Here is a 13,362-nt window from a genome sequence, read left to right on the forward strand (position 1 = left end):
TGATTGTTTACAGCTCGAAATATTGCTTGGCGTTATTGTAGCAGATGTTCTGCACCATTGTACCGAGCAGGTTCATATCATTAGGCGCTTCACCGTTCTCGACCCATTCGCCTAGCAGATTGCACAGAAGACGGCGGAAATATTCGTGACGCGTGTACGACAGGAAGCTACGCGAATCGGTCAGCATGCCGACAAAGCGGCTCAAGAGGCCGAGGTTCGCCAGCGCGTTCATTTGCCACAGCATGCCTTCCTTCGTGTCGTTGAACCACCAGGCGGAGCCGAACTGAATTTTACCCGGAACACCGTTCGTCTGGAAGCTGCCGATAACTGTGCCGATTACATAGTTGTCCTTCGGATTAAGCGAGTACAGAATCGTCTTCGGCAATGAATTCTCCTGGTCGAGCGTATCGAGCAGCTTGACGAGCGGGTACGCAATGTCGCTGTCGTTGATCGAATCGTAGCCGGTATCCGGACCGAGCTTGTTGAACATACGTGTGTTGTTGTTACGCGACGCGTTAATATGGAGCTGCATCGCCCAGCCGCGCTGCGTATATTGACGGCCGAGGAACAGGAACGTATACGTCTTGTACTTGTTCTCCTCCTCGAACGTAACCGCTTCGCCGCTGAGCGCCTTCGCGAAGATCGCCTCACACTCCTGCTCCGTCGCCGGTGCGTAAGGAACGAAGTCGAGCGCGTGGTCAGACACCTTGCAGCCGACCTCGTGGAAGAACGTGACGCGTGCTTCGAGCGCTGCGAGCAGCTCGCCGTAGCTCTTGATCGGGCTGCCCGTTACTTCGCCGAGCTTCGCGATCCAAGGCAGGTAGGTCGCGCGATTAATCTCGAGTGCCTTGTCGGGACGGAACGACGGCAGCACCTTCGTCTCGAAGCCTTCGAGCTTCTGAATGCCGATATGATATTCTAGCGAATCAACAGGATCATCAGTCGTGCAGATGATCTCCACATTCGAGCGCTTGATCAGCTCGCGGGCCGATACGCCGCCGTTCTGAAGCTGAGCGTTCACCTTCTCCCAGATCATCGGAGCGGTCGCCTCGCTCAGCAGATCGTACACGCCGAAGTAGCGGCGCAGCTCGAGGTGAGACCAATGGTACAACGGGTTGCCGATCGACTGCGGCATCGTACGTGCGAACGCGAGGAAGCGGTCGTAGTCCTCGACACCTTCACCGCCGGTCACTAGCGACTCGACTGCGCCATTCGAGCGCATCGCTCTCCACTTGTAGTGATCGCCATACAGCCAAGCCTCGGTCAAGTTGCTGAACGTCTTGTCCTCATAAATTTCCTTCGGACTCAGGTGACAGTGGTAATCGATAATCGGCATGCTCTTCGCATAGCTGTGATACAGCTTCACCGCCGTATCGTTATTCAGCAAGAAATTGTCGTCCAAAAACGGTTTCATCCTAAGCTTCGACTCCTTCAGATATATTGTTCACGTGAACATTTTTGAGTAAAACGTACCAAATCATCAATGCGTACAGCCTGACCTGTGCGAATGGACTTGTTCGCGGCAATGCCTGTCAAGATGGAGCGGGCTCCGTCCACATGGTTCGCAGCGCGGTTGAAGCGGTCCTCAGTCGGCACGCCGAATATATCGTTCAGCAAGATCGGATCGCCGCCGCCGTGTCCGCCCTCGCCCTCTACGACATCCACCTCATACGGTGCGTCGAACATCGGGAACACCTTGATCGACTTGTTCTGCAGAGCGCCCTCCAGCGCTTTATCACCGCCGGAATTGACATACGACTTCTCCACGATCGTCATCTCGATGCGTCCCTTGCTGCCGTTGAACGCAATGCGGTAGCCTTCCCACGGCAAGTAAGCGTTCAACGAGTACGTGAGGATCGCCTTATTCTTGTACTGAACGAGCACACCCATCGTATCCTCGATGTTGATGCCGTCTCCGAACACGCTCTGATCGCGGCGGTAGCCGTCCTCGTGCTCAGCATCCAGATACATCGCCTTCAGATGCTCATTCTCGTCCAGATGAAGGGCGAACGGGTCGTCCTTCGCATTGGCATTGCCGGTCGCTCGGTCATAGAAGCGTGTAACACCTCGCTCTTCGGCATTCTCTCTACCATAATACAATAAATCTCCGAAAGCGAAAACTGTTTCTGGCTCCGAGCCGATCCAGAAGTTCACAAGATCGAAGTGATGCGTCGATTTGTGTACGAGCAGACCACCGCTATTGCGCTTGTCACGGTGCCATCTGCGGAAGTAGTCCGCGCCGTGCTGCGTATTCAGCAGCCATTCGAAGTGAACCGAATGGACTCGACCGATGACGCCGTCCTCGATGAGCTCACGCGCCTTCGTATGATGAGGAGCGTATCGATAGTTGAACGTCACCCGCACATTGCGGCCCGTGCGCTCGACAGCATCCAATATTGCTTGACACTTGTCCTCGTCCACCGTCATCGGCTTCTCGGTAATGACATCGCAGCCGAGCTCCATCGCCCGAATGATGTACGTGTGATGTGTCCGATCGACACTCGTCACGATGACGGCGTCCGGCTTCTCCAGCTCGATCATCCGATCGAACTCTTCTGTTCTATAGGTGCGCACCGCCGGGTACTCGTATTTCTCCACGAGCAGCTTGTTGGCATAGTGCATTCGGGTTTCATTGATATCGCAGAAGGCGAGCAGCTCCGACGTTTCTCTATAGCTTGTGCATATTGCGGAATAGAAGAACTCCGCCCGACCTCCGGCACCAACGAGTACATACTTTTTCTTTGGAGACATCCGTCATCATCCTTTACATGTAGGTTGCGTTTCCACAACATTAGCTTACCGCAAAATATAATAAATCTCTTTTCATATTCTGCTTATTATGGCCAATATCACGCATATTTTGCTATAATGATTCAAGAGAATAGCCTGTGATGACAAAGGAGACCATGAGTCAATGAACCCGCCGGAGACGATGAAGCACGGCCGCATGACCGATCCGTTCTACTTCGAATATATACGTCGCGACGCGAGCTACAACATGATGGTCAATCACTACCACCCGTTCTATGAGATCTATTATCTGCTCTCGGGCGAACGGATGTATTTCATCAAGGACACGTCATACCGTATTCAGAGCGGCGATCTCGTCTTCATCCCGAAGAACGATGTACACAAGACGAGAGATGCGAAGCAGCCTGCGCATGAACGTATGATCATCCACTTCGATGATCGATTCATTCACAGCATGGCCGCTCCGCAGGCGAAGTTTTTACTCAGCCCGTTCCATCACTCGACTCCAGTGCTGCGCCTTCCGGAGAAGGAGCGCGCCCTCATTCACGCGCACATGCAGCGAACGCTCGACGAGCTCGCGGTCAAGTCGACCGGCTACGAGCTGTACCTCGCCAGTGTCGTTACAGACTTGCTGCTGATCGCTTCGCGTACGCTGGAGCAGCAGCAGCCGGTCGAGGTATCCCACGCCGCGCCGATGCATAAGAAAATATCGGAAGTTATTCGCTTCCTCAACGTGAGCTTCGCTGAGCCGTTGCACCTGCAGATGATCGCAGACAAGTTCTTCATCAGCCCGTACTACTTAAGCCGCATGTTCAAGGAAATGACCGGGTTCACGCTGATCGACTACTTGAATTTGACGCGCATACGCGAGGCGCAGCGTCTGTTGCGCGAGACGGACCGTAAGATTACCGATATCGCTTCAATGGTCGGGTTCGAGAATTTCTCGCATTTTGGCAAAACGTTCAAAAAAATGACCCGCACGTCCGCTCGAGACTATCGCCAGCAGCAGAAGGCTGCTCCTCGTTCGTAAACCTGTTCGCCATAGACCATATAATGCGCTCCCTCCTCATCGATGAAGTGCGATGGATCGAGCGCCAATTCACCAGACTCATCGAGTACGAGATGACGGTTGCTGCGCTCCTTCTATAAGGCAAAAGCGCCTGCAAGTGCAGACGCCTCTAGCTGACTATGGGATTAGGTGCTGCTTAAGCCAAGCTGCCGCTCCAGCCAAGGGTACGAGCACTCGCCGCATACTTCGTGCTTGCCTGGGAAGATGTGATGGTCGAGCAGACTCGCTGCATCGGCTGCTTCATAGACACGGCGCAGCGTAGCAAGCGCCTTCTCCGTGCCGTGAAGCGGGAACAGGTGATCGTCCCGGCCCGCTTCTATGAACAGCGGCTTCGGTGCAAGGAGACCGATGAGCTCCGGCATCTCTGCATAAGACAATATGCCCGGAATGTAGTTATCGATGCAATGTCGCTGATGCAGAATGCTGTCTGCGAACGTATTCGTATAGCAGCTGATGACCGTTGCCTGAATCCGCTCATCGAGTGCAGCCGTGAAGCCAGCGACCAGCCCGCCACCGGACAAGCCAAAAATGCCGATCCGTCCGCCGTCGACCTCCGGACGGGAGCATACGTAGTCGATCGCCCTCATCGTCTCTTGAATGCGCAAGCCTGCGATCGTCTTCCCCATCATGAGCAGATGAACTCCAATGGCGAAGCACGAGTTCGAGTCCCGATTCACGATGGGCTCGCTCGATAATCTCCGATCGCCGAAGCCGATCAGCTCTGGCACGATGACAACGAAGCCGCGCTTCACGAGCGATACTGCGAACTGGTGGTGTACGTTCGGATCGTCGCCACTGTCCAATCCGTCCGGCAGCAGGCCAACGGCCGCCTTCGAGCCGTAGCCGTGGCCATGACAGCCGACGACGACGGGCAGCTGTCCGCTGCGCTGCTTCGGCACGAGCACATACGCTGGCATACGCAGCGACTCGCCCGTGCCGAGCTCAACGCGCTCGCGCACGTAGCCGTCGCATTCGACGGACTCCAGCAGCACTGGCGCCAGTGGCGCGGTCATATCCGTCAAGCCGCCTAGACTGCTCACGAGCTGCTGGCGCAGCTCAGTGCGCCAGCGGTCCCAGCCGCTCCTGTCATGAGCATTGAACGCCAGCGACTGAGGCCTCGACTCATAGAGCTGCTGCATATATCGGTCCGGATGCCACATGTTCTCTCCCCGTTTCTCCAGCTTACCTATTCGCTAAGTCCTTCCACCGCTTCGATCTCCAGGCTTGCCATGATGAAGGGCGCTACACCCTTCGGATCATCCTGGCGAATGACCTCGCCCACATAGTATTCGTACGAGCCGTCACGGTAAGGCTTGTTGCCTAGTCCCGCTACGCCGCAAATATGGTTCAAGTGATAGCCGCCACCGTTCGCTGAAGGCTCGATGCAACGCTTCAGCATTCCCTCGTAGCCGCGACGCGCCGCCTCCAGCGCATTGCCACCGAGATAACCGTGACGTGCGCCCTTGGCGAAGGCGCAGACGAACATTGCAGTAGCCGACGTCTCGAGGTAGTTGCCCTCCCGTCCGCCTTGATCGAGCACCTGCCACCACATGCCGCTCTCCGGGTCCTGCACATCGATCAGCGCCTCCGTCAGACGCCAGAAGATGCCGATAATTTCGCCGCGCTTCGGATGATCCAGCGGCATGTCGTCGAGCACGTCGACGATTGCCATGACGTACCAGCCAACGGCGCGTCCCCAGAAGTGCGGCGAGCAGCCCGTGTCCTTATTCGCCCAGCGCTGCTCCTTGCTCTCGTCCCAGCCGTGGTAGAGCAGGCCTGTTCTCGGATCGCGGGAGCGCTTCTCCATGAGCAATATTTCGTTCGCCACGTCGTCGAACCATTCGTGCTCGTGGAACATTCTCGCGTAGGCGGTGAGCAGTGGGGACATCATGTATACGCCGTCCAGCCACATCTGGAACGGGTAGATCTTCTTATGCCACAGACCGCCCTCGCTCGTGCGCGGATGACTCTTCAGCTGAGTAACGAGCAGCTCGATCGCCTTGCGGTACTTCTCATCGCCTGTGTGCTGATACAGCAGGAACAGGGCCTTGCCTTGATTAATCATATCGACATTGTATTCGTTCAGATTGTACGTAGCGATTGTGCCATCCGCCTTGATGAACAAGTCCATGTTGCGCTTGATGTATTCATAGTACTTCCGATCACCGGTCGCCTTGTACACACGCTCCAGCGCAGTCAACACGATGCCGTTCTCGTAGTTCCAATTGCGCTTCTTCTGGAAGGGCATGTCGGATACGATCGGGTAATGCTCGATGAACGAGTCTGCCATTTGGATGGACCATTTCGTAGTAGTCATATACATGAAGCCTCCTTAGATTCTGTTAACGTGTGCAAAATGACTTGCCGCTTGCTACCCGCTTCTTATCCGCGATCGGTGCGACAAGGCGCTCGATGCCAATCTGCGAAGCCATGACGAGAATGAGCACGATCGGCAACCACCCGTAGCCCTTCAAGCCTTCGAACGTCCCAATTAACAGACCCGCAATCGCAGGACCGGCCAGCAGCGCGATGTTATTAATGACGAGATTCCAGCCCAAGTACCGATACCGTGTATCGTCCGACGACACCTCGTAGATCATCGTAAACTGTCCGAGCCAATAGAAGGCGGTAGACACCCCTTTTAACAAGGCGAATACGATGTAATAATCAACCATCCGCTCCTGAACGATCAGAATACATAAGTAGAAGAAGGCGGTCATATAGATTCCAGTCCGATACGCTAGAAGTCGATCCTTCTGCTTGGCGAGCTTGCCGACGAAGATCGTCGCTATGGGCGCAGCCAGAAGCGTGATGAGGTTGAACACCCCGTTAATCCAAAGATCGTTCGTCAATCGCCATAAGTATAAGTTAATGAAGACGGCCGACAGCGCGTTGCCGAACTGGAATAAGCCATGATTAACTAGCGTAACGATCGCTTCCTGCGAGAGACGGCCGTCGCGCTTCGAATTGGTGCCAGTGCCCATTCGTCTACTCCGTGCTGCGGGCGACGGAGTCGAACAGCCCCTGCCTCACCTGAGGCGGCGGTACAGCTGGCAAGCCAGCGAACCTTCGGCACAGATGCCGAATGAGAATCGCCTGTGTAGCCGCGTTCATATCACCTTCCACAAGGCCAAGTCCGAGTGGTACGGGCTTAGGCATATCGGGGTAATACTCATCCGACTTGACCTGCGCGACATTCGTCGCCTTCGGGGAATGCTCGAGCTCTCGCGAGAAGCCGCCGTCCGTACGCTTCAGACGCTGCATGTTGCGGATCGTAATATCGACGATCTCCTGCAGCTCATCGAGCGGGAATGAACGCTTCATCGAGGCCAACAAGTCGATCGGATTGCGAATGTAGCACATATCCTTCGCGTTCTCATGCCGCAGCGTATAGCGCAGGCTCTCATACATCTCTGCTGCACGCGGCATCGGGACAGAGAATCGATTGTAGAAGGTCAGCAGCTTGAACGAGCCCGACACGCGAACGTACCAAGCCCCTTCTCCCCACAGCCCTGTCTCGGGGTCCTGAATGCGTCCGAAATAATCGAGCGCAGTCTGTAAAAAGGCCGCCTGCTCTTGTCCCGTCAGCTCGGCGATATACGGAGCGGAATTGCACAGCCGATCACAGCCTCTCCAGCTGTTCACAAGACTGATGCTCTCCAGCCACTCGGCATACTTGGCAGCAGAAGCCATATAGGCAGGCGCCGCATTCGCATCGCCTGGCAGTGCATAGAGCGGCTGTGCGCCTAATCGCCGCAGCGCATTCATGCTGTACGCAATCGCTCGTCCGACCATGACGTCGTCATCCTTCATGTTCGGATCTTCATCCAGGAAGTAGCCTGTAGACGGGTCCTGCTTGCCCTGAAAAAAATGAATCAGCTTCCCCTTCATGCCATCTGGCAAATCGGGCAACAGGCAGCATCGGTCGATCATGTTAAGCGCTTGAGCTGTCGATTCAATATCGGGCGTAAACTGCCCCGACGTCTTCGAGCTACGCGCATAAAAAAATCCGCCCGAAGTCGGGTCATATTGATCTGCGAGCCATTCAAAGAACCCATCGAACAAGGTATCCATCATGGACATGCTTTCCTCGTATTGCACGAGCTTCGGATTCATCGTTGTCATCGTTGACCACTCCTCTGTTCGTTGTGTACTCTATCATAAGCGCAGGGAATCAGGCAGCCAGGCTGCCATTAGAGGCGTTAGCCTTTAATGGAGCCCAGCAGTGCGCCCTTGGCGAAGTGCTTTTGCAGGAATGGATACACAAGAAGAATCGGAAGTGTCGCGACGACGATAACACCCATCTTGACCGCTTGCTCCGGTGGAGGCGTCGAGTTATCGAGCGAGGCATCGTAGTCCATACCGCTGGCGAGTACGACGATTTGACGAAGCAATACTTGCACCGGCCATTTGGCATTATCATTGAGGTACAGAATGGCATTCAAGTATGTGTTCCAATAGGTTACCGCGTAGAACAAGGAGATCGTCGCGATCGCTGGCATGGACAGCGGCAGCACGATACGGAACAGAATGCCCCAGTCGTTACAGCCGTCAATACGAGCAGATTCTTCGAGACCTTCAGGAACGTTCTGGAAAAAGTTCTTCAATATAATCAGGTTAAACGCACTGATTGCAGTCGGCAATATAAGCGCCCAATACGAATCGATCAAGCCGAGCTCCTTCACGACAAGGAAGGTCGGGATCAAGCCTCCGCTGAACAGCATCGTGAACACGACAAGGAACATGATCACATTGCGTCCGTCCAAGTCACGACGGGACAAGCCATACGCCATCAGCGCTGTAATGAACATACTGACGAACGTACCAACAGCCGTGACACCAATCGATACGCCCATCGCCTTGAACAGCGTATTAGTGGAGAATATGAACTTGTACGCCTCCAGGCTCCAGTCGGTTGGGATCAGAACGAACTTCTTCACCGCGAGCTCCGCGCTCGATGTGAACGAGCCTGCTACGACGTGAACGAACGGAAGTATAGTAACCAAGCCGATGATGGCTAGGACAACGATGTTGAATATGTTATAGGCACGGCCTACTAATGTACGATCCTCTACCACAAGAACTCCTCCTTCGGCTTCTTAATATACGCCGTCTTCTCCCATTTTCTTCGCAAGCTTATTCGCCAGCATGACGAGCACAAGTCCAATCAATGACTTGAAGAAGCCGATTGCCGCACTGTAGCTGAACTGACCTTGACGCAAGCCCGCGGTATATACGTAAGTATCAATGATCTCGGCTACATTCCGGTTCATGGAATTCAGCAGCAGGTATACGTGCTCAAAGCCCAGCTCGAGAACATCGCCAATTTTCAATATCAGCAAAACGATGATAACGCTGCGGATCGCAGGAAGTGTGATGTGCCAAATTTGTCTCAAACGGCCTGCACCGTCCATCCGCGCTGCTTCATACAGCTGTGGATCAATCGATGCGATCGCTGCCAAGTAAATAATCGTCCCCCAGCCTGCCTCTCTCCAGATGACCTGCAAAATGTACGTAGGTCTAAACCAATCCGGGCTAAGCAGAAAGTTGATCTCTTGAAATCCGAAGTGAACGAGCAAATCGTTAATGATGCCGCCATCCATCGTCAGCATGACGAAGCTAATGGACACAATAATGACCCACGACATGAAGTGAGGCATGTAAATAAGTGTCTGGATCGTCTTCTTAAACAGCTCGACGCGAACCTCATTCAACATAAGCGCCAATATAATGGGAACCGGGAAATAAAACAACAGGTTCATACCGAACAATATTAACGTGTTACTCAGTATGTTGAGGAAATCCGGCTCTGTGAACAATCGCTCAAAGTGCTTCAATCCGACCCAATCACTGCCTGAAATACCCTTAAACGGCTTATAGTCTTGAAATGAAATGATGAGCCCGTACATCGGAATGTACTTAAAGATGATAAAGAACAGAACTCCCGGCAATATCATCAAATAGATTGAAATGTTCTTCATTAAGCGTCTGCTCAGCTCACTGCCTCGACGCACAGTAGTTGTTGGTCCCTGCTGCGCTTGTACATTCTGCATAATCTCTCTTCCTTTCCGGGAGGAATAACTACAGCGAATCGCGCTGAGCAGCGGAGGCCGAGCCGAACGGGTGTCGGCCTCCGGGTACGCTCAACCTGCGCTTATCCGTGCGTATCCTTTTTATTTTTTGTATACAGCGTTGTACTCCTCAATGATTTGCGCACCGCCGCGGCTCTTCCAGTCCTCAATCGCCTTCTCGAAGCCGGCCTTGTCGATCGAGCCGTAGATGTACTTGTACGTTGCATCCTTGATTAGAGCGGACAGCTGAACACCCTTCTCTGTGTACGTCTTGGAGTCAAGAGCTGCTGTTGGGTCTTGAACCATGTGCTTCTGGTTATCTACCTTCAGCTGGTTCGCCTTCTTGAACGCCTCCAGCGTCGTCAAGCCAGCGTAACGACCTGTCGTATCCTCATCGCCGACTGCAGTATCCGTGAACGGCTTCACTTCGCGCTCGATCACTTCTTTGTTATCAGCCTTCTTCGCCATACCGTCTACAACGGTGTAATGGGTATCCTTAATGCCCCAGAACGCGAGGTTCGCAACGTCAGGCGTCATCATCTTATCGAAGAAACCAAGAATCGCCTTAAGCTCCTTCTCATCCTTGATCGCGGATTTCGGGAACAGCATGATGTTCGCGTAGCCTGGAAGCGTCCAATGAGCGTAGCCGCCGGAAGTCGTCTTCACCATGCTGTGTACGTCTACAACCGCTGTCGGTACGTTCTTGATCAGGTCCTTATGCATGGACTCAACGTCTGTCATCGCACCGATGTAGATACCGGCTGTACCTGCCTTGAACATGTTAACCTGGTCGGTCTTGCTTGTTGCGGCGAAGTCCTTGTTGATCGCGCCTTCATCACGAAGCTTCTTATAGTAGTCCATGGTCGCGATGTATTCAGGGAACACGAACTCTGGCTGAAGCTTGCCATCCTTCACTCCCCAGTTGTTCGGAACGCCGTGCCACGTGGCAACGGTCTTGAACGAGCCATAGATCAAGTCGTTACGGTCTGTCAGACCAACCGTGTCCTTCTTCCCGTTGCCGTCTGGGTCTTTCTCTGCGAATGCTTTCGCCATCGCGAACAGCTCATCCAGCGTCTCAGGCGCCTTCAGACCCAGCTTATCTGCCCAGTCCTTACGGTAAATGATCCCTTGACGGGCAACGTCAACACCGCGGTACAGCGAGTACAGCTTACCGTCGACCTTCGTGTTGTTCAGCGTCGACTCCTTCAGCTTGCTCAGGTTCGGGAACTCCTTCAAGTAAGGACCGATTTCCCAGAACTGACCGTCGCGGATCGCCTGTTTCATGTTGACGAACGTTGCCTGGTTCTTCAGATACGTGACATGTGGAAGTGCGCCTGTTGCCAGTGTCGCATTCAGCTTCTCCTCATACGTATCTGCCGGGAAGAACTGATACTTCAGCTTCGTGTTCGTTGCCTTCTCCAGCTCAGCCTGGATCACGCCTGTCGGCGACTCTGCCGTGTTGAGCGGCGCCATAATTGTAATCTCTGTCGGCTTGTTCGATGCGGCTGTATCGCTGCCTGCTGTCGGTGCCTTATCGCCGCCGCTCGAGCATGCACCCAGTGCTACGCTGGACACTAACATCAGGCTTACTGGAATGGAAAGCTTCTTGTTCATCTAGCTCGACCTCCACTTATGTGTTTTTGGACTTCATCGGATTGTGACTGACTTGCTGCTTGCTGCTGTGTCTGAGGCTGACCTTGCGGGTCTGTCTCACACCTCAACCATACACGTCCTCGAAGGTTACGACTACAATCATTCCTTCATTTCGACAGCTTTCGGTATGCAACTGTTCTAATGATTAGCGCTCACCCCGATGACACCTTATATATAATGGAAGGCAAATAAAAAACCGCAGCGCTCCTGCGCTACGGCTTCGATATGTTACTGCTTCATCGTGCAAACAGCTTCTCGCTATATTCCTGTATCACCTGACTGCCTCCGCTGCGCTTCCACTTCTCGATCTCACCGCGGAAGCCCTGCTCGTCCAAATTACCTAATATATAATTATAGGTCGCATCCGATATAATCTTGGTCAGCTCACCACTTCGTTCGTCATAGGTCTTCGACTCCAAGCCGAGCACCGGATCCTTCACAATGAACGATTCGTTGTCCTTCACTAGCTGCTCTGCAAGCTCCGTTAACGGCTCATTGCGAGCGATTGACTTCACGTTCGGATTGCTTAGGTCCGCAAGCATCAGCGGATACAATGCATTGACCTCGGAGGAGCGAAGTCTGGACGTCTCGGCTGGCAGTACCACCTTATCGCCTTCAGCGACATAATGAACGCCTTCCAAGCCGTAGCGCATTAGATTCGCCACATCAGCGTCCATCGTCCGGTCCCAAAATGCAAGAATGCGCTTCAGCTCCTCCTCCGTCTTGATCGCCTTCTTCGAGAACAAGTACAGCGCGTTATAGTTCGGGATCGACCAGACGCGATGCCCCTCCGGGCCTTCAATTCGATTGACCAACGTGAAGGCTGCGTTCGGATTGAACGTCTTCGCCTCGTCATTCAGCCGCTGCACATCCAGCATACTGCCGATGTAGACGCCAGCTTCTCCGCGAATCATCTTGTCACGCTGTATCTCCTTGCTCGTCACCGCAAAATCCTGATTGATCAGCTTCGCTTTATACAGCTGTCTCATGAAGTTCATCGTATCCATGTAGTTTGTCGTTTCGAACTCAGGAATAAGCTTGCCCTCTTGCACGATCCAATTGTTCGGAGTACCTAGATAGGAGCCGAGTGTCTTGAACGCGCCGAACACCAGATCATTGCGATCGACGAGTCCGATCGTATCCGCCTTGCCGTTTCCGTCCGGGTCCTGCTGAGCGAAGGCCGCCATTACCTCATACAGCTCATCCATCGTCCGCGGCTTGTCCAGCTTCAGACGCTTAAGCCAATCCTCACGAATGATAATCCCTTGACGCGATGACGGTCTTTCCGTATATAAGCCGTATATTTTACCGTCAACTGTTGATTGCTGCATAATCTCCGCATTCAGCTTGCTCAAGTTCGGATATTGCGATAAATAAGGACCAATCTCCCAGAAGGAATCGGATCGGATTGCATTCTTCAGCATCATATAATCGGTATACTTGACGTACGTAACCTTCTTCATCGAGTTCGTCGTTAAGGCAGTGTTCATCTTATCGGAATAGATGCCATCCGGCACCCAGCCGATCTCTAGCTTCACATCAGCCTTCTGCTCGATCGTATCGATTAATCTCTGATTCGGCGGATGAGCAAAGTGCAGCGGAACCATGATGGAGATGACTGGCCGATCCTTGGTCGCCTCACTTTCGCCTGGACGTCCGGTGCAGCCTGCCACTAATCCGCTGAGTAGCGAGATCATAACCATCATTACGATCGTTGTATAGCTTCGACGTGGATTCCATGCCATTGGGTGAAACCTCCCCTTGTTGAGAAGTACGTATATTTGTCGTAATCACAAGTAAAGATTATACTCGAGCCAA

At 53.4% G+C, this 13,362-nt stretch carries 11 protein-coding genes; 1 reads left to right on the plus strand and 10 read right to left on the minus strand.

What is annotated here, in order from left to right:
• Positions 1-7: 7 nt before the first annotated feature.
• Both uxaC and PAE68_RS15815 read right to left on the minus strand, forming a co-directional pair.
• Complete coding sequence (gene uxaC, locus PAE68_RS15810; RefSeq protein ID WP_281888482.1) at positions 8-1,414, minus strand: glucuronate isomerase; 1,407 nt, start codon at positions 1,412-1,414, stop codon at positions 8-10.
• Positions 1,415-1,431: 17 nt separating this feature from the next.
• Positions 1,432-2,751 (minus strand): Gfo/Idh/MocA family oxidoreductase, encoded by a 1,320-nt coding sequence (locus PAE68_RS15815; protein ID WP_281888484.1) that lies wholly within the window; start codon positions 2,749-2,751, stop codon positions 1,432-1,434.
• 163 nt (positions 2,752-2,914) lie between these two features.
• Here PAE68_RS15815 and PAE68_RS15820 point away from each other — a divergent pair, with 163 nt between their 5' ends.
• Positions 2,915-3,781, plus strand: coding sequence for a helix-turn-helix transcriptional regulator (locus PAE68_RS15820; protein WP_281888486.1), 867 nt, complete (start codon positions 2,915-2,917; stop codon positions 3,779-3,781).
• Positions 3,782-3,945: 164 nt separating this feature from the next.
• Here PAE68_RS15820 and PAE68_RS15825 read toward each other — a convergent pair whose 3' ends face one another.
• From PAE68_RS15825 to PAE68_RS15860, 8 genes are all read right to left on the minus strand, one after another.
• Positions 3,946-4,980 carry an alpha/beta hydrolase gene (locus PAE68_RS15825; RefSeq protein WP_281888488.1) on the minus strand — a complete coding sequence of 345 codons (1,035 nt, stop codon included), beginning with the start codon at positions 4,978-4,980 and terminating at the stop codon, positions 3,946-3,948.
• A 26-nt stretch (positions 4,981-5,006) separates the two neighbouring features.
• A complete protein-coding gene (locus PAE68_RS15830) occupies positions 5,007-6,137 on the minus strand; it encodes a glycoside hydrolase family 88/105 protein (RefSeq protein ID WP_309299336.1) in 1,131 nt (376 codons plus the stop codon).
• A gap of 25 nt (positions 6,138-6,162) precedes the next feature.
• On the minus strand, positions 6,163-6,804 hold the full coding sequence (locus PAE68_RS15835; protein ID WP_281888490.1) for an MFS transporter: 642 nt from the start codon (positions 6,802-6,804) through the stop codon (positions 6,163-6,165).
• A 4-nt stretch (positions 6,805-6,808) separates the two neighbouring features.
• A complete protein-coding gene (locus PAE68_RS15840) occupies positions 6,809-7,945 on the minus strand; it encodes a hypothetical protein (protein ID WP_281888492.1) in 1,137 nt (378 codons plus the stop codon).
• A 77-nt stretch (positions 7,946-8,022) separates the two neighbouring features.
• The gene (locus PAE68_RS15845) at positions 8,023-8,898 is read right to left on the minus strand and encodes a carbohydrate ABC transporter permease (RefSeq protein WP_281888494.1); all 876 of its coding nucleotides are present in this window, start codon (positions 8,896-8,898) and stop codon (positions 8,023-8,025) included.
• Between the two features lie 21 nt (positions 8,899-8,919).
• Positions 8,920-9,873 carry an ABC transporter permease gene (locus PAE68_RS15850; RefSeq protein WP_281888496.1) on the minus strand — a complete coding sequence of 318 codons (954 nt, stop codon included), beginning with the start codon at positions 9,871-9,873 and terminating at the stop codon, positions 8,920-8,922.
• A 120-nt stretch (positions 9,874-9,993) separates the two neighbouring features.
• Positions 9,994-11,505 carry an extracellular solute-binding protein gene (locus PAE68_RS15855; protein ID WP_281888498.1) on the minus strand — a complete coding sequence of 504 codons (1,512 nt, stop codon included), beginning with the start codon at positions 11,503-11,505 and terminating at the stop codon, positions 9,994-9,996.
• Between the two features lie 275 nt (positions 11,506-11,780).
• Positions 11,781-13,289: an extracellular solute-binding protein gene (locus PAE68_RS15860; RefSeq protein WP_281888499.1), complete on the minus strand. Its 1,509-nt coding sequence runs from the start codon at positions 13,287-13,289 to the stop codon at positions 11,781-11,783.
• Between the last annotated feature and the right edge of the window lie 73 nt (positions 13,290-13,362).

Origin of the sequence: Paenibacillus sp. YYML68 (assembly GCF_027923405.1) — a bacterium.
GTDB lineage: Bacteria > Bacillota > Bacilli > Paenibacillales > NBRC-103111 > Paenibacillus_G.

Excerpts from the sequence above, each read along its gene's own strand:
- uxaC (WP_281888482.1), bottom strand. The coding sequence starts at position 1,414 with ATGAAACCGTTTTTGGACGACAATTTCTTGCTGAATAACGATACGGCG.
- PAE68_RS15815 (WP_281888484.1), bottom strand. The coding sequence starts at position 2,751 with ATGTCTCCAAAGAAAAAGTATGTACTCGTTGGTGCCGGAGGTCGGGCG.
- PAE68_RS15820 (WP_281888486.1), top strand. The coding sequence starts at position 2,915 with ATGAACCCGCCGGAGACGATGAAGCACGGCCGCATGACCGATCCGTTC.
- PAE68_RS15825 (WP_281888488.1), bottom strand. The coding sequence starts at position 4,980 with ATGTGGCATCCGGACCGATATATGCAGCAGCTCTATGAGTCGAGGCCT.
- PAE68_RS15830 (WP_309299336.1), bottom strand. The coding sequence starts at position 6,137 with ATGACTACTACGAAATGGTCCATCCAAATGGCAGACTCGTTCATCGAG.
- PAE68_RS15835 (WP_281888490.1), bottom strand. The coding sequence starts at position 6,804 with ATGGGCACTGGCACCAATTCGAAGCGCGACGGCCGTCTCTCGCAGGAA.
- PAE68_RS15840 (WP_281888492.1), bottom strand. The coding sequence starts at position 7,945 with ATGACAACGATGAATCCGAAGCTCGTGCAATACGAGGAAAGCATGTCC.
- PAE68_RS15850 (WP_281888496.1), bottom strand. The coding sequence starts at position 9,873 with ATGCAGAATGTACAAGCGCAGCAGGGACCAACAACTACTGTGCGTCGA.
- PAE68_RS15855 (WP_281888498.1), bottom strand. The coding sequence starts at position 11,505 with ATGAACAAGAAGCTTTCCATTCCAGTAAGCCTGATGTTAGTGTCCAGC.
- PAE68_RS15860 (WP_281888499.1), bottom strand. The coding sequence starts at position 13,289 with ATGGCATGGAATCCACGTCGAAGCTATACAACGATCGTAATGATGGTT.